This window comes from Rhodococcus sp. LW-XY12, assembly GCF_019317345.1.
Lineage (GTDB): Bacteria > Actinomycetota > Actinomycetes > Mycobacteriales > Mycobacteriaceae > Rhodococcus > Rhodococcus pyridinivorans.
This window is the reverse complement of record NZ_CP079225.1, coordinates 808,363-828,147: the sequence shown is the minus strand read 5'-3', so window position 1 is coordinate 828,147 and position 19,785 is coordinate 808,363. Positions and strand designations below refer to the sequence as shown.

At 66.1% G+C, this 19,785-nt stretch carries 24 protein-coding genes and 1 pseudogene; 15 read left to right on the top strand and 10 right to left on the bottom strand.

Annotation, left to right across the window (positions count from 1 at the left end):
- Positions 1 to 64: 64 nt before the first annotated feature.
- The 7 genes from KXC42_RS03965 (at position 65) to KXC42_RS03935 (ending at position 5,286) form a co-directional block, all read left to right on the top strand.
- The gene (locus tag KXC42_RS03965) at positions 65 to 664 is read left to right on the top strand and encodes a rhodanese-like domain-containing protein (protein WP_039587607.1); all 600 of its coding nucleotides are present in this window, start codon (positions 65 to 67) and stop codon (positions 662 to 664) included.
- 2 nt (positions 665 to 666) lie between these two features.
- On the top strand, positions 667 to 1,545 hold the full coding sequence (locus KXC42_RS03960) for a sulfite exporter TauE/SafE family protein (protein ID WP_039587610.1): 879 nt from the start codon (positions 667 to 669) through the stop codon (positions 1,543 to 1,545).
- A gap of 57 nt (positions 1,546 to 1,602) precedes the next feature.
- Positions 1,603 to 1,917 (top strand): rhodanese-like domain-containing protein, encoded by a 315-nt coding sequence (locus KXC42_RS03955; protein ID WP_039587717.1) that lies wholly within the window; start codon positions 1,603 to 1,605, stop codon positions 1,915 to 1,917.
- 120 nt (positions 1,918 to 2,037) lie between these two features.
- Positions 2,038 to 2,583 carry a thioredoxin domain-containing protein gene (locus KXC42_RS03950; protein ID WP_083543719.1) on the top strand — a complete coding sequence of 182 codons (546 nt, stop codon included), beginning with the start codon at positions 2,038 to 2,040 and terminating at the stop codon, positions 2,581 to 2,583.
- Entirely contained in the window at positions 2,580 to 3,062 is a 483-nt protein-coding gene (locus tag KXC42_RS03945; RefSeq protein ID WP_039587612.1) for a hypothetical protein, read from the top strand. Before KXC42_RS03950 ends, KXC42_RS03945 begins: the two co-directional genes overlap by 4 nt.
- Positions 3,063 to 3,088: 26 nt before the next feature.
- Entirely contained in the window at positions 3,089 to 3,862 is a 774-nt protein-coding gene (locus KXC42_RS03940) for a sulfite exporter TauE/SafE family protein (RefSeq protein WP_071934401.1), read from the top strand.
- 77 nt (positions 3,863 to 3,939) lie between these two features.
- Positions 3,940 to 5,286, top strand: a complete 1,347-nt coding sequence (locus KXC42_RS03935; RefSeq protein ID WP_071934400.1) for a rhodanese-like domain-containing protein — start codon at positions 3,940 to 3,942, stop codon at positions 5,284 to 5,286.
- A gap of 21 nt (positions 5,287 to 5,307) precedes the next feature.
- Here KXC42_RS03935 and KXC42_RS03930 read toward each other — a convergent pair whose 3' ends face one another.
- Both KXC42_RS03930 and KXC42_RS03925 read right to left on the bottom strand, forming a co-directional pair.
- Positions 5,308 to 5,616 carry a hypothetical protein gene (locus KXC42_RS03930; RefSeq protein ID WP_052227411.1) on the bottom strand — a complete coding sequence of 103 codons (309 nt, stop codon included), beginning with the start codon at positions 5,614 to 5,616 and terminating at the stop codon, positions 5,308 to 5,310.
- Complete coding sequence (locus KXC42_RS03925) at positions 5,613 to 6,380, bottom strand: hypothetical protein (protein WP_198040593.1); 768 nt, start codon at positions 6,378 to 6,380, stop codon at positions 5,613 to 5,615. Before KXC42_RS03925 ends, KXC42_RS03930 begins: the two co-directional genes overlap by 4 nt.
- Before the next feature lie 196 nt (positions 6,381 to 6,576).
- On the opposite strand from KXC42_RS03925, the gene KXC42_RS03920 reads away from it, so the two are divergent.
- Together KXC42_RS03920 and KXC42_RS03915 are read left to right on the top strand one after the other, a co-directional pair.
- Positions 6,577 to 6,846 carry a metal-sensitive transcriptional regulator gene (locus tag KXC42_RS03920; RefSeq protein WP_016695659.1) on the top strand — a complete coding sequence of 90 codons (270 nt, stop codon included), beginning with the start codon at positions 6,577 to 6,579 and terminating at the stop codon, positions 6,844 to 6,846.
- Between the two features lie 32 nt (positions 6,847 to 6,878).
- Positions 6,879 to 7,292: a DUF302 domain-containing protein gene (locus KXC42_RS03915; RefSeq protein ID WP_039587618.1), complete on the top strand. Its 414-nt coding sequence runs from the start codon at positions 6,879 to 6,881 to the stop codon at positions 7,290 to 7,292.
- 56 nt (positions 7,293 to 7,348) lie between these two features.
- Here KXC42_RS03915 and KXC42_RS27050 read toward each other — a convergent pair.
- Positions 7,349 to 7,615 (bottom strand): annotated as a pseudogene (locus KXC42_RS27050) (DUF2236 domain-containing protein); the annotation flags it as partial.
- Positions 7,616 to 7,699: 84 nt separating this feature from the next.
- Here KXC42_RS27050 and KXC42_RS03910 point away from each other — a divergent pair.
- Positions 7,700 to 8,179 (top strand): GNAT family N-acetyltransferase, encoded by a 480-nt coding sequence (locus KXC42_RS03910; RefSeq protein WP_064257580.1) that lies wholly within the window; start codon positions 7,700 to 7,702, stop codon positions 8,177 to 8,179.
- A gap of 32 nt (positions 8,180 to 8,211) precedes the next feature.
- Here KXC42_RS03910 and KXC42_RS03905 read toward each other — a convergent pair whose 3' ends face one another.
- Positions 8,212 to 9,405, bottom strand: coding sequence for an IS110 family transposase (locus KXC42_RS03905; RefSeq protein WP_064257581.1), 1,194 nt, complete (start codon positions 9,403 to 9,405; stop codon positions 8,212 to 8,214).
- Between the two features lie 75 nt (positions 9,406 to 9,480).
- Positions 9,481 to 10,593 carry an oxygenase MpaB family protein gene (locus KXC42_RS03900; protein ID WP_232238027.1) on the bottom strand — a complete coding sequence of 371 codons (1,113 nt, stop codon included), beginning with the start codon at positions 10,591 to 10,593 and terminating at the stop codon, positions 9,481 to 9,483.
- A 289-nt stretch (positions 10,594 to 10,882) separates the two neighbouring features.
- Here KXC42_RS03900 and KXC42_RS03895 point away from each other — a divergent pair, with 289 nt between their 5' ends.
- Positions 10,883 to 11,485, top strand: a complete 603-nt coding sequence (locus KXC42_RS03895) for a TetR/AcrR family transcriptional regulator (protein ID WP_083543549.1) — start codon at positions 10,883 to 10,885, stop codon at positions 11,483 to 11,485.
- On the opposite strand, the gene KXC42_RS03890 is transcribed toward KXC42_RS03895, so the two are convergent.
- Complete coding sequence (locus KXC42_RS03890; protein ID WP_071936305.1) at positions 11,467 to 11,961, bottom strand: NUDIX domain-containing protein; 495 nt, start codon at positions 11,959 to 11,961, stop codon at positions 11,467 to 11,469. The genes KXC42_RS03895 and KXC42_RS03890 overlap by 19 nt on opposite strands.
- Entirely contained in the window at positions 11,961 to 12,602 is a 642-nt protein-coding gene (locus KXC42_RS03885; RefSeq protein WP_071934398.1) for a GyrI-like domain-containing protein, read from the bottom strand. The genes KXC42_RS03890 and KXC42_RS03885 overlap by 1 nt, the downstream gene beginning before the upstream one ends.
- A 102-nt stretch (positions 12,603 to 12,704) precedes the next feature.
- Here KXC42_RS03885 and KXC42_RS03880 point away from each other — a divergent pair, with 102 nt between their 5' ends.
- Complete coding sequence (locus KXC42_RS03880; protein WP_024103063.1) at positions 12,705 to 13,631, top strand: sigma-70 family RNA polymerase sigma factor; 927 nt, start codon at positions 12,705 to 12,707, stop codon at positions 13,629 to 13,631.
- A gap of 3 nt (positions 13,632 to 13,634) precedes the next feature.
- On the opposite strand, the gene KXC42_RS03875 is transcribed toward KXC42_RS03880, so the two are convergent.
- Complete coding sequence (locus KXC42_RS03875) at positions 13,635 to 14,219, bottom strand: carboxymuconolactone decarboxylase family protein (RefSeq protein WP_006551714.1); 585 nt, start codon at positions 14,217 to 14,219, stop codon at positions 13,635 to 13,637.
- A 112-nt stretch (positions 14,220 to 14,331) separates the two neighbouring features.
- Between KXC42_RS03875 and KXC42_RS03870 the strand changes: the two genes are divergently transcribed.
- The 3 genes from KXC42_RS03870 (at position 14,332) to thpD (ending at position 17,614) form a co-directional block, all read left to right on the top strand.
- Positions 14,332 to 15,525 (top strand): pyridoxal phosphate-dependent aminotransferase, encoded by a 1,194-nt coding sequence (locus KXC42_RS03870; RefSeq protein WP_033096801.1) that lies wholly within the window; start codon positions 14,332 to 14,334, stop codon positions 15,523 to 15,525.
- Complete coding sequence (locus KXC42_RS03865) at positions 15,526 to 16,530, top strand: AraC family transcriptional regulator (RefSeq protein WP_006551717.1); 1,005 nt, start codon at positions 15,526 to 15,528, stop codon at positions 16,528 to 16,530.
- Between the two features lie 193 nt (positions 16,531 to 16,723).
- Positions 16,724 to 17,614 (top strand): ectoine hydroxylase, encoded by an 891-nt coding sequence (thpD, locus tag KXC42_RS03860; protein ID WP_071934397.1) that lies wholly within the window; start codon positions 16,724 to 16,726, stop codon positions 17,612 to 17,614.
- Positions 17,615 to 17,678: 64 nt separating this feature from the next.
- On the opposite strand, the gene KXC42_RS03855 is transcribed toward thpD, so the two are convergent.
- Positions 17,679 to 18,563: a glycosyltransferase family 2 protein gene (locus KXC42_RS03855; protein ID WP_071934396.1), complete on the bottom strand. Its 885-nt coding sequence runs from the start codon at positions 18,561 to 18,563 to the stop codon at positions 17,679 to 17,681.
- A gap of 81 nt (positions 18,564 to 18,644) precedes the next feature.
- The gene (locus KXC42_RS03850; protein WP_006551720.1) at positions 18,645 to 19,742 is read right to left on the bottom strand and encodes a 3-deoxy-7-phosphoheptulonate synthase; all 1,098 of its coding nucleotides are present in this window, start codon (positions 19,740 to 19,742) and stop codon (positions 18,645 to 18,647) included.
- Positions 19,743 to 19,785: the final 43 nt, after the last annotated feature.

The following is a 19,785-nucleotide window of genomic DNA, read 5'->3' as shown; positions in this document are numbered from 1 at the left end:
CGAAGAATACCCCCTGGGGCACTTTTATCAGCCCCATCCGATTCCCCGATCGAAAGGCCCCCCCATGACCGAGTCCCCCGCTGTCACCGTCGACCCGAACTCCTTGCACGAGTCGATCGACTCCGGCAAGAACGTGCGGATCATCGACGTCCGGACTCCGGGCGAGTTCGAGTCCGTGCACATCCCCGGCGCCTACAACGTCCCCCTGGACCTGTTGCGCGAGCACCGCGACGAGTTCTGCGCTCATTTCGACGAGAACGTCGTCCTGGTGTGTCGCTCCGGACAGCGTGCCGGTCAAGCCGAAGAGACCCTGCGCGACGCAGGATTGTTCAACCTCCACATCCTCGAGGGCGGCATGCTCGGCTGGGAAGCGGCCGGCCTGCCCGTCAACCGCGGCGCCGAACGCTGGGACCTCGAACGCCAGGTCCGGCTCGTCGCCGGTTCGCTCGTGCTGAGCTCGGTTCTCGGCAGCATCGCCGTGCCGAAGCTCAAGTGGCTCGCCGCCGGAATCGGCGGTGGGTTGACCTTCGCCGCACTGTCGAACACCTGCGCAATGGGCATGCTGCTGTCCAAGCTGCCCTACAACCGCGGCGCCTCGTGCGACGCCCAGAGCATCGTCGCGCAGCTTGTCCAGTCGAATACCGAAAGCGCCGAGAGGAACTGATCATGATCGCGTTGACCGTAGCTCTGGCAGTCCTCGTCGGTGTCACCCTCGGACTGCTCGGTGGCGGGGGCTCGATTCTCACCGTCCCGCTGCTCGCTTACGTGGCAGGTATGGACGCAAAGGAAGCGATTGCCACTTCGCTGCTGGTCGTGGGTGTCACCAGCGCGGTCGGCGCGATTTCCCATGCACGCGCCGGCCGCGTGCAGTGGCGCACCGGAATCCTGTTCGGTCTGGCCGGCATGGTCGGCGCCTACGGCGGGGGTCTGCTCTCGCGCTTCATACCCGGCACCGTCCTGCTGCTCGGCTTCGCCGTAATGATGATCGCAACAGCGATCGCCATGCTCCGCGGCCGTAAGAACAAGGCCGCGGCCGACGACGGCGACCAGGCCATGCCCGTGGGCAAGATCCTGCTCGACGGTGTGGTCGTCGGTCTGGTCACAGGCCTCGTCGGCGCCGGCGGCGGCTTCCTCGTCGTCCCGGCTCTGGCGCTGCTCGGTGGTCTGCCGATGCCGGTCGCGGTCGGTACCTCGCTGATCGTGATCGCCATGAAGTCCTTCGCCGGACTCGGCGGCTACCTGTCCACAGTGCAGATCGACTGGCGTCTGGCGGCGATGGTCACCGGTGCCGCCGTCGTGGGCAGCCTCATCGGCGGCCGCCTGACCTCACTGGTCGATCCGGACACCCTGCGCAAGAGCTTCGGCTGGTTCGTCCTGATCATGTCCTCCGTCATCCTCGCGCAGGAGATCCATCCCGGCGTCGGCATCGCCGCGGCGGCACTCACCGTCGTTGCCGCCGGCGCTATCTATGCCTGCAACCGCAGGGAGCACTGCCCGCTGCAACGACTCGGAGGACGCTCTCGCGCCGCCGTGGCGGCGGGCTGAGCGGAGAACTCGGAAGTGCTCACCCATTCTCGACAGACCCGAACCGAGGAGTTCACCATGCACGAAGTCGACACTGCCGCTCTGATCCAGGCGTGGGAGTCCGGAGCTCCGGTGCTCGATGTCCGCGAGGACTACGAGTACATCCAGGGCCACGTTCCCGGCGCCCAATTGATCCCCCTCCCCGAACTGTCCGCCCGTGTGAGCGAGGTAGCTCCGGGAGAGACCGTCTACGTCATCTGCGCATCCGGAAACCGGAGCAAGCGCGGAGCCGAGATCCTCGAATCGGCCGGACGGCCCGCGGTATCCGTTGCCGGCGGGACGAGAGCGTGGGTGTCCGCGGGCCGAGAGGTCCGGCGCGGCCCCACCGCCTGAGCATCGGGCCGAACTTCTTCACCAGCGGCCTGCACGCCGCCGTCGACGACGGTGTGCAGGCCGTAGAGTGGAACCGTGCCGGGCTTCGCCCGAACGGTAGGAGTGGGACCGGTCGGAGACATGTCCCGACGCATCGACGGCGACCCGTTGGCGATCGGCGCGGTGGACGCTCCCGTGGTGATGGTCGCGTACTCCGACTACCGCTGCCCGTTCTGTGCCAAGTTCAGCCGGGACGTCGAAGCGGCCTTGATCGACAAGTACGTGGACGAGGGAATTCTGCGCATCGAATGGCGCGACCTGCCGATTTTCGGCGAGCAGTCGATGGCCGAAGATCTTGCCGGCCACGCCGCTGCCGCACAGGGGAAGTTCTGGGAGTTCGGTACGGCCGTCTACGCCTCCTCCCCCGATCGTGGTCATCCCGACCTGACATCGGAGGCTCTGCGCAGCTTCGCAGCTGCGGCCGGAGTGCCCGACCAGGACCGATTCGACCGGCAGGCCGCCGACCCGTCCGTGGACCAGGACATCTACGCCGACATGCTCGAGGCGAACACCATCGGCGTGGCAAGTACACCGTCGTTCGTGATCAACGGCACCCCGATTCTGGGCGCACAACCGCTCGGGGTCTTCGAGCAGGTCATCGAGGCAGCAGCCGGGTCGGCGCCGTGACCGAGATCGGTCTGCTCGGCGCCCTGCTCGGCGACCTGCTTTCCCTGCTCAGTCCGTGCTCGGCGCTGCTACTGCCCTCCTTCTTCGCGTATGCCTTCGACGGCGCGGGACGTCTTGCAGCACGCACCGCACTCTTCTATGCCGGATTGACCTCGGTGCTCGCGCCTCTGGGCGCCGGACTCGGATTGGTCGGTGCGCTCCTGACTCAGCAGGCTCCATTGCGAACTCATACCGCCTCCCTCATCTCGGGTCTGCTGTTCATCGGCATCGGCGTGCTGTTTCTCGTCACCGACGGCACCGCGAATCTCACCGGCCTCATGGGCGTCGACGAGCAGCTCGACCTGCAAGTTGCACTCGGACAATGGGCCACGGACATGCACGGTCCCGGCCTACTCCTGACAGTCGCTGTCATCGCGTTCGCCGCGGTCGCAGTCCGCGTGATTCGGCAACGGCGTCAACATCGACCCGGGTACCACTGAAAGAGGATGCGACCGAAAGGAGCGAGATGACGTTGGTGCTCGCGCTGGGCTTCGGTGCCGTCATCGGCGTGCTGCTCGGCCTGCTCGGCGGAGGCGGATCGATCCTCGCGGTCCCGGCTCTGGTCTTCGGCCTGGGGTTGAGCATGGCGCAGGCCATCCCGATCTCACTGATCGTCGTCGGCGTGGCGTCGGCGGTGGGGGTGCTTCCGAAGGTACGCGCTCGCCAGGTCGAGTGGCGTCTGGCAGGTATCTTCGCCGCCACCGGCATTCCGGCCACCTTCGCGGGCAGCGCCGTGGGACGGTTGCTTCCGGAACGCGCTCTTCTGATCGGGTTCGCGGTGGTGATGGTCTTGGCAGGAGCGAGGATGCTCGCCGATCGTGGCGATACCGGAACAGCGTGCTCGACCGAAGGATCCCGAATCAACTGGCGCCGTTGCGCTCCTCGGTCGATCGCGGCCGGCCTCACGGTCGGCTTTCTCACCGGCCTGTTCGGTGTCGGCGGCGGATTTCTGATCATCCCTGCGCTCGTCCTCATGCTCGGCATCGAGATGCCGGTTGCCGTGGGCACCTCGCTGGTGATCATCGTCGCCAATTCCGCCGCGGGTCTGATCTCGCATCTGAGCGGCACGAGCATCGACTGGGCGATCACCGCCGCCTTCGCCGGCACAGCGATCGTCGGGTCGCTCGTCGCGGGGCAGTTCGGGACCCGCATCGACACCGACCGGCTTCAACGCTGGTTCGCCTATCTGGTGTTCGCCGTGGCCGCCTACGTGCTCGTCGACGCGATCTTCCTACGGTGACCGCTACCGCATCCACCGTTTCACCCATACGGGTACGGGTATTCGTCCCGTACATCCCCCGAATGAAGGAGTCCCCGATGGACGTGTCGATCATCGAAACCTCCGGCCTCGGCGATCGCAGCTACCTGATCAGCGCGGGCGACATCGGTGCCGTGGTGGACCCGCAACGCGACATCGACCGAGTACTGAAGCTGGCGGCCGAACGCGGAGTACGCATCACCCACGTGCTCGAAACGCACATCCACAACGACTACGTCACCGGCGGTCTCGAACTGTCCAGGGCAGTGAACGCCGAATACGTCGTTCCGGCCGGCGACGATCTCGGCTACCAGCGGCGCGCGGTGGTCGACGGCGACATCGTCGACGCCGGAGCATTCCGATTCCAGGTCATGCACACTCCCGGCCACACGCATCATCACGTCAGCTATGTGCTGCGCGATCCCGACGACACTGCCGTCGGAGTGTTCACTGGCGGTTCGATGCTCTTCGGCACGACCGGACGGACCGATCTCGTCGGCGAGGAGCACACCGACGAACTCACCCACGCGCAGTACCACTCGGTGCGCCGCCTCGCCGAGGAACTGCCTGCGGAGACGAAGGTGTACCCCACGCACGGCTTCGGCAGTTTCTGCGCCGCCACACCCGCCAGCGGCGACGAGTCCACCATCGGCCGCGAACGTACGTCGAACCCGGCCCTGACCCAGGACGAACAGGCATACGTCGACGAACTGCTCGCGGGGCTGGCCGCCTACCCTGCCTATTACGCCCATATGGGAGTGATCAACCGCGCCGGACCTGCGCCGGTGGACCTGTCGATGCCCGAGCGCGTCGATCCGGAGGAGCTGCGCCGGAGGATCGATTCCGGCGAATGGGTCGTCGACCTCCGCGAACGCACTGCTTTCGCCGCCGGACACCTCGGCGGCACCCTCGGGTTCGAACTATCCGGTTCGTTCGTAACCTATCTGGGCTGGCTCTACACCTGGGGAGCGCCGTTGACCCTGATCGGAGAGAGCGAGGAGCAGGTACTCGACGCGCGTCGCGAACTCGTCCGCATCGGCATCGACGATCTCGAAGGTGCCGCAGTGGGCGAGATCCACACCCTCGTCGCCGGCACCGAACTGCGTTCCTATCGTGTCGCCGATTTCCCCGCTCTCGCCCGCAGACGCGACGAGCAGCAGGTCACCGTCCTCGATGTGCGGCAGGCGAACGAGTTCGACGAATCGCACATCGACGGCGCCGTCAACATCGCACTGCACGAACTCGCCGATCGTCTCGACGAGGTCCCCCAGGGGGAAGTCTGGGTGCACTGCGCGTCCGGCTACCGCTCGTCGATCGCGGCATCGATGATCGATGCACCCGAACGCAACGTCGTTCTCGTCAACGACGAATTCGACCGTGCTCGCGAACTCGGACTCACCGGCTGAGACGGTCCCTCAGCCAACGGATCACCCGGCAGTTCGGTAACGCTGCCGGGTGATCAGCGCCGCCCCCATCCACAGCACGGCAAATGTCGCCGCCAGCGCCAGGCCGACGTACTCCAGGTTCAGAGCCGCGATCCACCCGGTCCACGGGTCGGTCAAGGCGAACACCTCGCGCGCCGTGGACACCAGAATGATGGTTCCCAGCACGGCTGCGGCGACGACCGACACACCCGTGGTGATCAACGTGAAGAAGATCTTCGTTCCGGGTGCCAGACCCTCACCGGAATAGAGTTTGGTCATTGCGATGCCGTCGATCGCGTCGACCAGTGTCATCCCCGCGGCGAAACACAAAGGTAGTGCCAGCACCAACCACACCGAGGCGCCGGGAGGGTCGTCGCGACCGCGACGGCGACGACCCCGATGGTCATCGCAGTATCGAACCCCAGACCGAACAGGACGCCGATCACGTAGATGTGCCGGGGATGACGCACCCTGCGCAGGGGCGCCTGCAACACCCGTGCCGCCGCCGTCCGCGACAGCGCCTGCTCCACGGCCACGGCGTCCGGCTCACGCTCGCGATGCAGGGCGCGCAAGCGCACCCAGGCCACGGCGTTGACGGCGGCGATGAGGACGAGGAAACCTCCGGCGACCACCGCGCCGACCGTCGCCAGCACCGCCGTCGCCGGTTCGTCGTCGGACAACAACCGCGTTGCGGTGCCGACCCCGGCTGCCACCAGGACCGTCACCACGAACACCACTGTCGAATGCCCCAGGCTGAACGCCAGGCCCACGCTCATGGGCCGGCGGCCTTCGCCGACAAACTTGCGCGTCGCGTTGTCGATACCGGTGATGTGATCGGCGTCGAGAGCATGCCGCAGCCCCAACGCGTATGCGGTCAGTGCGACGCTCACACTCACCGCGTCGGCGGCCGACGTCCATTGGGCCCACGCCAGCAGACCGAAGCCCAGGACGTGCACCGACGCCACAACCGCCAAGGTCGCAGCGATGCGCAGTCGCTCGGGAACGTGCTCTCGCCCGGAACTGTCGACCAAGCGAGCGAGCCCTGAATCACGAGACGAAGTGACGAACTCACTCACGCGCTGTTCTCCCTCCGACTGCGCAGACCGAAGCACCACGGCAGCGCAGGGCGTCGCAGCAATCGTCGCCCTCATACCCGCACGGCGTAGCTGTCACACTCGTGGTCGACAAGGTGAAGATCGGTCGCACAACTCACACTCCGACCAGATACCCCCGGGGGTACAATGGTCTACAGAACTAGGAAAGGACGCCTCCATGGTCGGCGACGAAGACAGCATCGCACTGGTACTCAACCGGCTGCGCCGCGCGCAGGGTCAGCTCGGCGGAGTGATCGCGATGATCGAACAGGGTCGTGACTGTAAGGATGTCGTAACCCAGCTCGCCGCGGTCTCCCGCGCTCTGGACCGTGCCGGATTCAAGATTGTGGCGAGCGGTTTGCGGGAATGCCTCACCGAGACGGCCCAGGACGGCAAGGAGCCGATGACCGAGGCCGAACTCGAGAAGCTCTTCCTCGCCCTGGCTTGACACCTCCCCTTCCGAGAGAAAGCAGGACACCCATGACACTCGCACTCTCGACCACCCTCCACACCTCGTTCGACGATGCGGTCGAACGCACCCGCAAGGCACTGGCCGGGCAGGGATTCGGCATTCTCACCGAGATCGACATGAAGGCCACCCTGAAGGCCAAGCTCGGTGAGGACCTGGAGGATTACGTGATCCTCGGTGCGTGCAATCCGCCGCTCGCCCACCGGGCGGTGACGGTCGATCGGCAGATCGGGCTCTTGCTCCCCTGCAACGTCGTGGTCCGCACCGACCCCGAGGATCCCGACACCGTGGTGGTCGACGCAATGAACCCACAGATGATGGTGCAGGTCGCCGATCAGCCGGGACTCGCGGAGGTCGCCGACGACGCCACCACCGCTCTGCAGGCCGCCATCGATTCCTTGAAGGCGGATACGGCACAGAACTGAATCGACACCACGAGGGGCCGGCACAGCGACTGTGCCGGCCCCTCGCCCCGAACGGGTCAGGGATAGTTGGGATTGTTGTATTCGGGGATCTCGATGCTGATCGGGCGCAGTTCCGACATGTACAGCAGGACGAACTGGCGCAGCAGTTCGTCGAACGTCCAGTAGGCATCCGGCGCCAGCGGAAGCGGCAGCAGGCCTTCGCGTACCGCGATGAACGGACCCCACGCGACGTCGAGCAGTGTGCCCCAGACCGGTTCGCGCGGAATATTGAGCCAGTTGGCGACCTCGTCGCCGAGAGCGAAGCGGGTGAGCGCACCGAGGATCGGGGGGGTGTCCCTATGTTGATGTCAACCGACCGGGGATGCCACTGAAGTGCGGTCCGGTAGGGGCTGGAATAATCGACATGCATGGAATCCGTTGTGACACTGTCAGGTGGGGACGCGGGTGAGCTGCTGACGTTGCAGCGTGCTGCATATGTGACTGAGGCGCAGGCCCACGACGACGTGAACCTTCCCCCGTTGATGCAATCCCTCGACGAGTTGGTGAGTGAGCTGACGCAGCCCGACGTGCTCGCGTTCGGGTTGCGCGATGACTCCCAACGTCTCGTCGCCGCCGTGCGCGTGTATCTCTCTCCGACGGAGCCTCATACCGCCGAGTTGGGAAGGCTGGTCGTGGCCCCGGACATGCAAGGCCAGGGCCGGGGCAGTCGACTGCTCGAACTGGTGGAAGAGCGACTACCTGAGCAGATCACTGATCTGCAGTTGTTCACAGGTGAGCGCAGCCTCGGCAACCTGCGGCTCTACTCCCGATTCGGGTATCAGGAAACGCACCGCACTCCGACTCCGGGCGGCTATGCGCTGATCCATCTGGCGAAGCAAGTGCGCTAACAACGGGTCAAGCCCCAACTCGTGGTCTGTGCTCATGCTGCTTCTGCGATTGGGGACCGGTAGAAGGTCTTGTTCTTGAGCATGGCGTAGAGGACGTCGCAGCGCCGCCGCGCAAGGCAGATCAGGGCGGCGTTGTGCTTCTTGCCCTCGGCGCGTTTGCGGTCGTAGTAGGCGCGGCTGGTCGGATCGTGTAACGCGGCGAATGCGGACAGGAACAACGCCCGTTTGAGCTTGCGGTTGCCTGATCGGGCGGGGTGCTCCCCACGGATCGACGACCCGGAACGATGAGTCACCGGGGCGATACCGGCATAGGCCGCCAGGTGTGCCGCAGACGCGAACGCGGAACCGTCACCGACCTCGAGGAGGACGCGGGCTGCAGTCCTGATGCCGACGCCGGGCATCGACATCAGGACCTGGGAAAGAGGGTGGTCGTCGAGCATCCTCTCGACATCCTCGGCAATGCTCTTGCGCTGCTGCAGAACTTCTTTCAGAGAATCTGCAAGTTTCGGCAGAACGATCTCGGCGGCGGCACTGCCCGGCACCGTCACAGATTGCGCATCCAGGGCGGCGAGGATCTCCTCGGCGAGACGGGTGCCCATTCGCGGAGCGTGCTTGGTTGCGAGTGTGGTGAGCCGGCGCTTGCCGGCCTTGCGGATACCGACCGGTCCACCGCAGCGCGACAGGATTTCGAGCACGGCCGGATGCGCGATCCTGGGGCCCAGGACGCGTTCGAGAGCGGGGTGGATTCCGGTGAGCAATCCGCGGATGCGGTTGCTGATGCGGGTGGCCTCACCGGCGAGATCGTCGTCGAATCCGACGAGTACCCCGAGTTCGGCCAGGGCCTCGTCACCGACATCGACCCGGCGCAGCGTGTGCGGCATCGTGCGGGCGGTGTCGGCGATGATGAACGCATCTCGGGCGTCGGTTTTGGCCTGACCCGGGTAGAGGTCGGCGACGCGGCGCATCGTCAATCCCGGCAGGTACGCCACGGCGTGGCCGCAGGCTCGGGCCACGGTGACCGGCAGAGCGCCGATCGTGTTCGGTTGGTCGACGATCACCAGTACCGGGCCGTGTTCGGCGAGACGGTCGAACACAGTCCGCAGTTTGGTTTCGTCGTTGGGCAGGGCTTTGTCGAACAGTCGAGTGCCCGAAGGGTCGAGTCCGACGGCGTGGTGTTCGCCTTTGCCCACGTCGATGCCGCAGAACACGGCGTAGGTCGGGTCCATGAAGCGTGCCTTTCGTTCCGCTCCGGACGGTCACCGATCCGACGTCGATACCCGGCACCCACGTTACGAAGAGACCTACCGCAAATCCGGTGGCCGTGTCCCTATCAGCGGTCCATCGACGTCACCAGGTTCGGCGACACCACCCCCCGGATCATTCGAGAGACAGGGGCAAGAAGTCATACCGAACTTGGCGACCGTGGTCCCGCGGTGCGGGACTACGAAGAAGGTAACGGGGGACAACAGCGAGAAGTCGAGACCCTTACCGAGATCGAGGAGCATATCGGCGAGCTTCACGCCCTCGGGTGTGGGCGCCAGGATCGGATCGAGCGCCTCCTGCGCCTGGGATTCGGCGTCGTCCCAGGTGGCCGGGATGTACTGGTCTTCGATGCCGAGCATGTGCGCACTGACCTGCCACGAGTGCAGGAATCCGTCGGCCTCCGCGGCCGGGATGGGAACCTTCCACTCCTTCAACGTGCGCATCACGCTGGTGGGCAGGCTGTGCCAGGTGACCATCATGTCGTGCTGGCTGATCGGCACGTCCTCCGGTGCCATGTTGGACCAGTGCGAGGACTGCGGAAGCAGATGACGCACGCCGGCATGGACGAGCCTGGTCTTCACGGCTGTGACGATCATTTCGCCGTCGCCCAGATACGCGTTGCGAGAACCGATGTCGTAGCCCAATTTTGCAGTCTTCGAGATGCGGCCCTTCATGTTCGCGCCGCCCTTGGAGTAGTAGACGGCCAGCGCCTCTTTCGGGATGACCGTGCTCATCATCCCGCTCACGAATCCGTACAGCACACCGAGGTACAACCCGCGCTTCTCGTTGAAGCGGACGGCCGTCTCGAGTTTCGCCGGATCGGCCCAGGGCGGAAGCTGCCGGGCGTGTTCCATGAAGTCGCGCAGGTCGTTCGGAAGTCCTTCGGGTAACGGCTGGGAGTTCTTCTTCCAGGTGCGCAGCAGCTCGTTGACCCTCGGTACGTCGCCCCGCTCGAGCAATGAAGCGACGAGCGGGTCGGCCTCGTTGTCCCATACCTGTCGCGGGTCGGCACCGCTCCCCGCACCCGGTATCGATCCTGACGGTGACCACTTCCAGGGCCGGGCCTGGGCCGGCGCTGCCACCGCGAACGCCCCCAAGGCACCCAGGAGACCACCGGTTTTCAGAACGTCGCGCCTGCTCGGATTATCCATACTGCCGCTCCCCTACGACTCGCGGATGTAGCAATGAAACATTCAGCGTTTCTCTGTAGCATCGAACCACACTGTGGCTCGGGTCACAATGAATCGTGAAATATCACTGCTCGGCATGGTCCGCGCCGGGACCGGAACGGTAAACTCTGGACTTCGAGGAGGACATGTGGATTCTGCGTCGCCGATTTCCCGAGCGGTCTCACCCGCCTCCCTACCGCCCCCTGCCGAATCGGCGTCGTTGCTGGAACGTGCCTTTCAGGACGCACTTCTACTCCCGGACGAATCCGTCATGGGTACCGAGATCGACGAGACCCGCGTGCGCCTGCTCGATGCCGCTTACGAACAGTTCTGCCGAACCGGCATCCAGCGCTCCTCGATGGAGGAGATCGCCCGCCGCGCGAAACTGTCGCGAATCACCGTGTACCGTAAGTTCGAATCGAAGGATGCCCTCGTCGACGAGGTCATCATGCGCGAGTTCCGCCGCTACTTCCTGCGTTTCCTCGAGGACATCGCCCAGGCCGACACCGTGGCCGACAGGGTGGTCCTCGGATTCGTCAGCGCGCTGCGCGTCATCCGCACGAACAGGCTGATCGGCAATCTGCTCGAGACCGAACCGGTGCTGTTCGCCGGTGCGATCGGAGGCGACGACGGAACGATGCTCGCCGCTGTCCGCCGGTTCGTCGCGGGGCAGTTGCAGCGAGAGCAACGCGCGGGAACGGTCGCCGCCGATCTGAACACCGATCTGGTGGCGGAGATGATCGTCCGCATCTCGGCATCGTTCCTCACCACACCGAGTCAGGTCGTCGACATCGACGACGACGACGCCCTGGCGTCGATCGCGCGGCAGTTCCTCGTTCCGATGGTGCTGCCGGGCTACGGGTCGACGCGGTAGTACCGCCCTTCTTCGTCCAATCGCGCCCGCAGTGCTTCCAACACCGGCCGCTGCCCCTTGATCAGTTTCGTCTCGGCGTCCGCCGCGACGATCCAGCGCGCATCGTCGACCTCCGGGATCGTGATCCGCTTACCGGACTTCGGCGGCCATTCGACCTCGCACGTGTTGCTTTCGACGAATTCCAGCTCGTCCGTCGTCTCTCCTGCGTAGATGCTGACGATCTTGCCGGACGACTGCCGGTAGCGACCCAGCAACGACAACGGCACATCCGGGGGCTCGATCCCGCATTCCTCTGTGAACTCGCGCAGGGCGACCTCCCGGGGATCCTCCTCCGGGTCGTACTCCCCCTTCGGCACCGACCAGGCCGCTTCGTCCTTCCCCTTCCAGAACGGACCACCGGGGTGGACGAGCCACACGCTGAGCAGACCGGTCTCGTCGATGCGGTAGAACAGCAGACCTGCACTGGTGGCGGCCATCATCGCTCCTGTATGCCTGTGACAGGTTGACGCAGAATCGTTTTCAGTTTCTCGGGGGCCGTGCGGCGAGGGTCGGACAGGTAGATCTCGTGGTGGTCGCCGGCGAATGCCAACCCTCGTTCGGGCATCACCTGCGTGTGCAGGCGCTGCAGGACGGGGCCTTCGTCGTCGTACGGTCCGATGTGCAGGATCTGCAGCGCCCTGCCCTCCGCCAGCCGGAACGGCCGCACACGCGGCAGGGACGGGAGCGGATTCTTCTTCGCCCGGGCCTTGTCGCCCGCCGTCTCGATCGCGTCGTTCATCATGTCGTCGGTGATCCAGGGCGGCTGCGCGATGAGCATGCGCCACGACCAGGAGTCCTTGTCCCGCGTGAGGAAGGTGGTCATGTCCTCACTCCACCACAGGCCTTCGAGAGGTCCGACGACGAAATCCCGCCCGAGTTCCTTCTTGGAGGTGAACTTCAGGGTGTACGCCACCGAGTAGAGGGCCTCGACGGCATCGGCGTACTCCTCGGAACCGTTCGGATCACCCTTGCCGTCCACGGCGAGGTAGTCGAACTCGGGAGCGTGCACCTCGGCGAAATCCTCGGCCGAGCACGAGTACAGCTCGCGGTGCTCACGCTTGATGTCGTATTTGTCCACGGCGCCCCTTCCGTTCGAGGACGAGAATAAGCGCCCGACAGCATCCGTACGCGCGATCGACACCCCTTCGCCCCGCAGCCGATCGCGTCTAGCATCGTCCCCATGCTCGACGAGAGCACCCAGAAGACATTCGAGGAGAACCGCACCCACCTGCTGTCGGTGGCGTACCGCCTCACCGGCAGCATCGCCGACGCCGAGGACGCCGTGCAGGACGCATGGCTGCGACTCGTGGGCGCGGATGTCTCCGAGGTGCGCGACCTGCGTGCCTGGCTGACGACAGTCGTAGGACGGTTGTGCCTCGACAGACTGCGCTCGGCCGCGGTGCGCCGCGAGACCTACGTGGGCCAGTGGCTGCCCGAACCCGTCGTGGCGCCCCTCGGCTCCCTCGCTCCCCCGGACCCGCTCGACGAGATCGTGCGCGACGAGGACAACCGCCTGGCCGCGCTCGTCGTCCTCGACAGCCTGACACCGGCACAGCGCGTGGCGTTCGTGCTCCACGACGCGTTCGACATCTCGTTCGACGACATCGCCCGCATCCTCGGCGTCGCCACCCCGACCGCCCGCCAGCTGGCCTCCCGCGCCCGCCGTACGGTCTCGGCCGTTCCACCGCCGAGTTCACCGGCCGAACACGAGGAGGCCGTCGGGCGGCTCGTCGCGGCCTTCGCGGGCGCCGACCTCGACGCCGTCGTCGCCGCGCTCCATCCCGACGCCCGCATGATCGGCGACGCCGGCGGCACGACCCGTACGGCGCTGAACGTCGTGGTCGGAGCCGAGAAGGTCGCGCGGTTCATCCTCGGACTGCTGCGGCTCTACGGAGCCGAGGCGTTGACGGCCTTCGAACCGGTCCTCGTCAACGGCGAGATGGGTCTGTTGAACCGCGGTCGCCCGGCCGAGGACGGTCGGCCGGGCTTCCCTCCGCGCGTGACGGCGTGGACCGTGCGGGACGGACGGATCTGGGCGGCCTACGACATCGCGAACCCCGAGAAGCTCGGACGCGGAGTGCTCCTGCCCGACAGCATCTTCGACTAGGCGTCATGCGTTCCCGGCTTCGTCGGCCCAGGGTACCCGGCAGGCGTCCGTGCTGAATCCCTGATCGTGGATGCCCAGCGCCGAGTTCATGCGCGCACGCATGTTCTCGAGCGCGATCTGATAGGTGAGTTCGACGACGCCCGCCGGCCCGAAACGACGCTCGAGGTCGGCGACCTGTTCGTCGGTGACCTCCTTCGCCACGTCGCCGGTCATCGCATCGGCATAGGCGATCGCGGCTTTCTCGTCGTCGCTGTAGAGATCGGAGGTCTCGTACTCGGCGATGTGGGCGAGTCGTTCGGTGTCGAGTCCGTCCAGTCGCTGCAGCATCGTCCCGAAGTCGATGCACCACGAGCATCCGACGGTCCACGCCACGCGGTAGACGGCGATCTCCCGGACCGCGGCGGGCAGGACGGTGGAGGCGCGTTGGGCGAGCATCTCGTGGACTCCGCTCGTACGCATCAACCGCGGATGGTGCGCGGCCACCGCGAAGGGTTCGGGGACCGAACCGAACCTGCGGCGGGCGAGCGCATACATCGCACGGGTCATCGGACCGGTGCGGTCGGGAGCGACGGCTTCGAGTCGTGCCATGACGGTGTCCTTCCGGTGCGACCGACGGATACTCCGCCGGTTCGAGGTGGCCTACATCATGGAGACGAGGCAGACCTCACGGATGTGACACCGCGGGCGCTACGCTGCAGGAATGGCTGATTCGACGACTTCGGGACGAGTTCGTACGGTCTCCCGGTTACGACCGTTCGCCTCGACGATCTTCGCCGAGATGACCGAACTCGCTGTCCGGCACGGCGCGATCAACCTCGGGCAGGGATTTCCCGACGTCGACGGCCCGCCCGCAATGCTCGAGATCGCCCGCCGCGCCATCACCGAGGGGGTCAACCAGTACCCGCCCGGGTCCGGCATGCCGGTCCTGCGCGAGGCGATCGCCGCCGACCGTGCCGCACGGTACGGCCTGCACCACGACCCCGAATCCGAGGTGCTCGTCACCGTCGGTGCCACCGAGGCGATCAGCGCCGCCATCCTCGGGCTCGTCGAACCCGGAGAGGAGGTGCTCCTCACGGAGCCGTACTACGACTCGTATGCGGCCTCGGTGGCGCTCGCCGGCGCGACGCGACGGACCGTGCCGCTGACCCGTTCCGGGAACGGTTTCGTGCTCGACGTCGACGCCCTGCGCGCCGCCGTCACCGACCGGACACGGATGCTGGTCGTCAACAGCCCGCACAATCCCACCGGCACCGTCTACGACCGTGAAGCGCTGACCGCCCTGGCCGAGCTCGCCTGCGAACGCGAACTGCTGGTGCTGTCCGACGAGGTGTACGAGCATCTGGTCTTCGACGGCCGCACGCACATCCCGCTCGCATCGTTGCCCGGCATGGCCGAACGGACGATCACGGTCTCGAGTGCCGCCAAGACCTTCAACGTCACCGGATGGAAGATCGGGTGGGCGATGGGCCCGCGCGAGCTGATCGACGGGGTGCGCGCCGCGAAACAGTTCATGACGTTCGTCGGTGGGGCGCCCTTCCAACCGGCGGTCGCACATGCGTTGACGCACGAACAGGAATGGATCGCGTCGATGCGCGCCGACCTCGAGCGCAAGCGAACGTTCCTGTCCCACGCACTCTCCGAGGCCGGCCTGAAAGTGTTCGGCTCCACCGGAACGTATTTCGTGTGCGCCGATCTGACACCCCTCGGCCGGACCGACGCGGTGGCCTTCTGCCGGGAACTTCCGGGCCGCGTCGGAGTGGCCGCGGTACCGGTGAGCGTCTTCGTGGACGACACCGCGTCATGGAACCATCTGGTGCGCTTCGCGTTCTGCAAACGGGACGAGGTGCTCACCGAAGCGGTGGCACGTCTGAACGGATTGCAGGAGGCGCGCTAGATGTTGCGACCGACCATCCCGTCGGACTTCGTGTCGCGAGCGGTACAGGTGGGAGCCGAGGAGGGCATCGATCTGCAACCGGCCCTCGAGGCAGCACGCATCAGCCGCGCGGTGCTCACCCATCCCCATGCCCGGCTCACGCCCGCCCAGGTCAGTCGTTTCACGCAGGTGGTCTGGCAGATCACCGACGACGAACTCTTCGGCATCGCAGCGGCTCCCGTGCCCCGCGGCACCTTCCGGGTTATGTGCCTGACCCTCATCCACCGACCCGATCTCGACCACGCTCTGCAACGGATGATCGAGGTGAACCATGTCATCCGGTCCCTGCCGCAGTTGAGCCTGACCCCGGGTGCGTCCACCACCTTCCTGGACGTGGAACTGCCGGAGGTCGTGGACGACAAGACCCGCGTGGTGGTGGATTTCCTTCTCATGCTGCTGCACCGCTTCGCCGCGTGGCTGGTGGGTGGGCGTGTCCCCCTCGGGTCGGTGTTCCTGCCGTACACCGAACCCGATCCCGTCCTGGCCCGCAGTTACGACGCGATCTTCGGCGTGCCGGTGACCTTCGGTGCGGGGCGGGCCGCGCTCGAGATCGACAATGCTGCACTGAAGTCGCCACTCGTGCAGACCGAGGAATCACTCGAGGAGTACCTGCGGGATTCTCCGAATCTCATTCTCTCCGAACGTGAATACGAGTCGACGGTGTCGTCCCAGGTGCGGCGGATCTTCGAATCGGGCATCGACGGCCGGACGGCGACCGCCGAGGACATCGCCGGCAGGCTCGCGGTGAGCCCTCCCCATCTGCGACGCCTGCTCCGCCAGGAGGGCACGTCGCTGGGGCAGTTGCGCGAGGAGGTCCTCCGCGACCTCGCGATCGCGGGCCTGAGACGCGGTGAAGCGGTCGACGATCTGTCGTCCCGGCTCGGTTTCTCCGAGCCGAGCGCCTTCCGCCGTGCGTTCAAGAGGTGGACCGGAAACACCCCTCGCGCATACCGAGAGCACCGCTGACGCGCATCGGCTGCCGACCGTCGCGACGCCGCCGGATACCCGGCCGGTTCCGGAACGAAACTCGATTCGACCAGGAGTTATGGGCGAGGAGTCGGTACGCGGACATGTCGGGGCCCGGCTTGCATTCCTGCATTTTCAGTGGGAACGTCGGAAGCGAACCGTCATCGACTTTCGAGAGGGTGATCTACGAGCTATGCGCACGACCGTTCGCGACGACTATCCAACCCGCGGTCGCACCGCCTGCGAGTCCGTCGAGAGGAAGGATCCCGTCGTCTGGGGTTCGGCTGCCGGCGGGCCGCTCGACACCGAGGCCGTGATCGAGTACGACCGCCGCGGGTTCCACACCGCCGAAGGACTTCTCGCCGCCCACGACGTCGGGAACCTTCTGGAGGAGACCTCACGACTCGGCCGGGAACTCGGCGACGACGACCGTGTGGTCCGCGAAAAGGGCAGCGGCGACGTCCGCTCGGTCTTCGACGTGCACCGGCTCAGCGATCTTGTGGACTCGATCGTCCGCAGGCCCGAAATCGCCGGAATCGCACGGCAACTGCTGGGATCCGAGGTGTACGTCCACCAGTCGCGGCTCAACGTCAAGCCCGGCTTCCGCGGTGGACCGTTCTACTGGCATTCGGACTTCGAGACGTGGCACGCAGAGGACGGCATGCCCAAGCCGCGTGCTCTGAGCATCTCGATCGCCCTCACCGAGAATTACGGCTACAACGGCGGTCTGATGATCATGCCGGGTTCGCACAAGACGTATGTTTCGTGTGCCGGTGAGACGCCCGACGACTACTACCGGGAGTCGCTGGTCACCCACGTTCCGCCGACAGGTTCGCCCGACGAGGACACCCTCACCCGTTTGGCCGCCGAGCACGGTATCGCGACCTTCACCGGCCCGGCGGGGTCGGCGACGGTCTTCGATTCGAACTGCATGCACGGTTCCAACGGGAACATCACTCCGTTCCCGCGCTCGAATCTGTTCGTCGTGTTCAACAGCGTCGAGAACACGCTCGTCGAGCCGTTCGCCGCCTCGAGGCCGCGTCCTCCCTATCTCGGCAGCCGCGATTTCACGCCGCTGAGGTGACCTGAGGCGAGAAGATCCCACGATGATGGCCGGGACGGTCCTGCGGCGTCCCGGCCACCCGTCGTCAGGGGGACGGCGTGCGGCCCTTCGTGTCGATCGGCATCGCACGTCCGCCGGAGCCGAAGATCGCTCGCCGGAGGGTGAATCTGCCCAGGTCGGGGTCGTAGGGCCGGTATGCCGCATACACGAGAACGTGGAGACGTGACTGTAGACGGATGAGCCTGAGGATCTCCGGCGTCAGGCGGCCGTGCAGTTCGAAGGTGTCGATTCCCGACTGGATATAGGCCGCGTACTCACGGGGCGGGGTGTAGGCCCGACGCGGCGACAGGTCGGCGTACAGATCGGTCAGCTGGGCGATCTCGATGTCCACCTCACGCAGACACAGTGCCAGATCCAGATCCTCGTGGATTCTCGGGTCCGTACTGACGACGTCCCGGACACGCTCCCACGCCGAGCGTCGCAGTGCCATGTTCGCGCCGTGCAGATTGTCGATCCGCCGTTCCCCGCCGAATGTTCCTTGCGCGACCCGTTTGTCGATGTACCACTGTTTGAGCCTGCGGTAGGGGGAATCGTAGGAGTTGCTGAGTCCGCTGATCGCTCCCACCTCGGCGGTGTCGTCGCGGGCGAAAAAACTGCGGACGGTGTGCGCCCAATCGGGACGAACCCGCGTGTCCGCATCGATCCGTCCGATGAGATCTCCTGTGGCCGCGTCGTATCCGGCATTGCGCGCGAATGCGACACCCGGTCTTGGCTCGACGATCCGTCGCACGAGGGGCTCGCCGGCGGCGATGGCTTCGATGATCTGCGCGGTGCGATCGGTCGAATTGTTGTCAACGACCAGGATTTCGTGGATCTCCGACTTCTGGGCGAGCAGCGCCGCAAGGCATTTCGCGATGTAACGCTCCTCGTTGTGGGCCGGCACGACGATCGACAACCTGTCCGAAGTCATGGAAACGACGCTACCGGACCGACGAGGGCCGGCGGTTCGTCATCGCTGACGACTCCGCCGGCCCTTCGCGCCGCAGACCGTTCAGCCGCGACGGGTGCGCACGGCCTGCGCGAGGCGGTCGAGCTGCGCGGCGGTGGTGTCCCAGTCGATGCACGCGTCGGTGATCGACTTGCCGTAGTCGAGCTTGTCGGCCTCGCCGAGGGTCAGGTCCTGACGTCCCGCCTCGATGAAGCTCTCGAGCATCAGTCCGACTATGCCCTTCTCGCCGGCCTCGATGCGCTCGGCGACATCGGTGACGACGTCGACCTGCTTGTTGTGGTCCTTGCGGCTGTTGCCGTGGCTTGCGTCGATGACGACACGCTCGGGCAGACCGGCCTTGCGCAGGCGGGCCATCGTGTCGGCCACGGTCTCGGCGTCGTAGTTCGGCCCCGCGCTGCCACCGCGCAGGATGACGTGGCAGTCCGGGTTGCCTACGGTCTCGATCAGCGCGGCCTGACCGTCGAGGTCGGTGCCGGGGAAGACGTGGCTGGCCGCTGCGGCACGGGTGCCGTCGACCGCGACCTGCACGTCACCTTCGGTGGAGTTCTTGATGCCGACGGGCATGGACAGCGCGCTGCACAGCTGGCGGTGAACCTGACTCGCGGCGGTGCGGGCGCCGATGGCTCCGTAGGTGACCAGGTCGGCGTAGTACTGCGGAAGGATCGGGTCGAGGAACTCGCAGCCGACGGGCAGGCCGAGACCGGAGACGTCGAGCAGCAGCTTACGGCCGATGCGCAGACCGGTGTTGATATCGAAGGTGCCGTCGAGGTGCGGGTCGTTGAGCAGGCCCTTCCACCCGAGCGTGGTGCGCGGCTTCTCGAAGTACACACGCATCACGACGTGCAGGTCGTCGCGCAGCTCCTCGGCCTTGGCGGCCAGACGGCGCGCGTAGTCCATCGCGGCGGCGGGGTCGTGCACGGAGCAGGGGCCGACCACGACGACGAGACGGTCGTCGGTGCCGTTCAGGATGTCGACGGTGCCGGCGCGGCCCGAACGGACGGTCGCTGCGACGACGGCGTCGGGTGCGTACTCGGCACGGATCTCGGAGGGTGCGACGAGAGGGCTGACCTTGACGGTGCGCTGTTCGTCGAGATTCGACGTGGAGATTCCGGTGGTCGCGGTTCCGGTGCTGGGGCTCATCGATGGTTCCTGTTCTCGGTGGTTCGGATTCCGACCCGAGAGA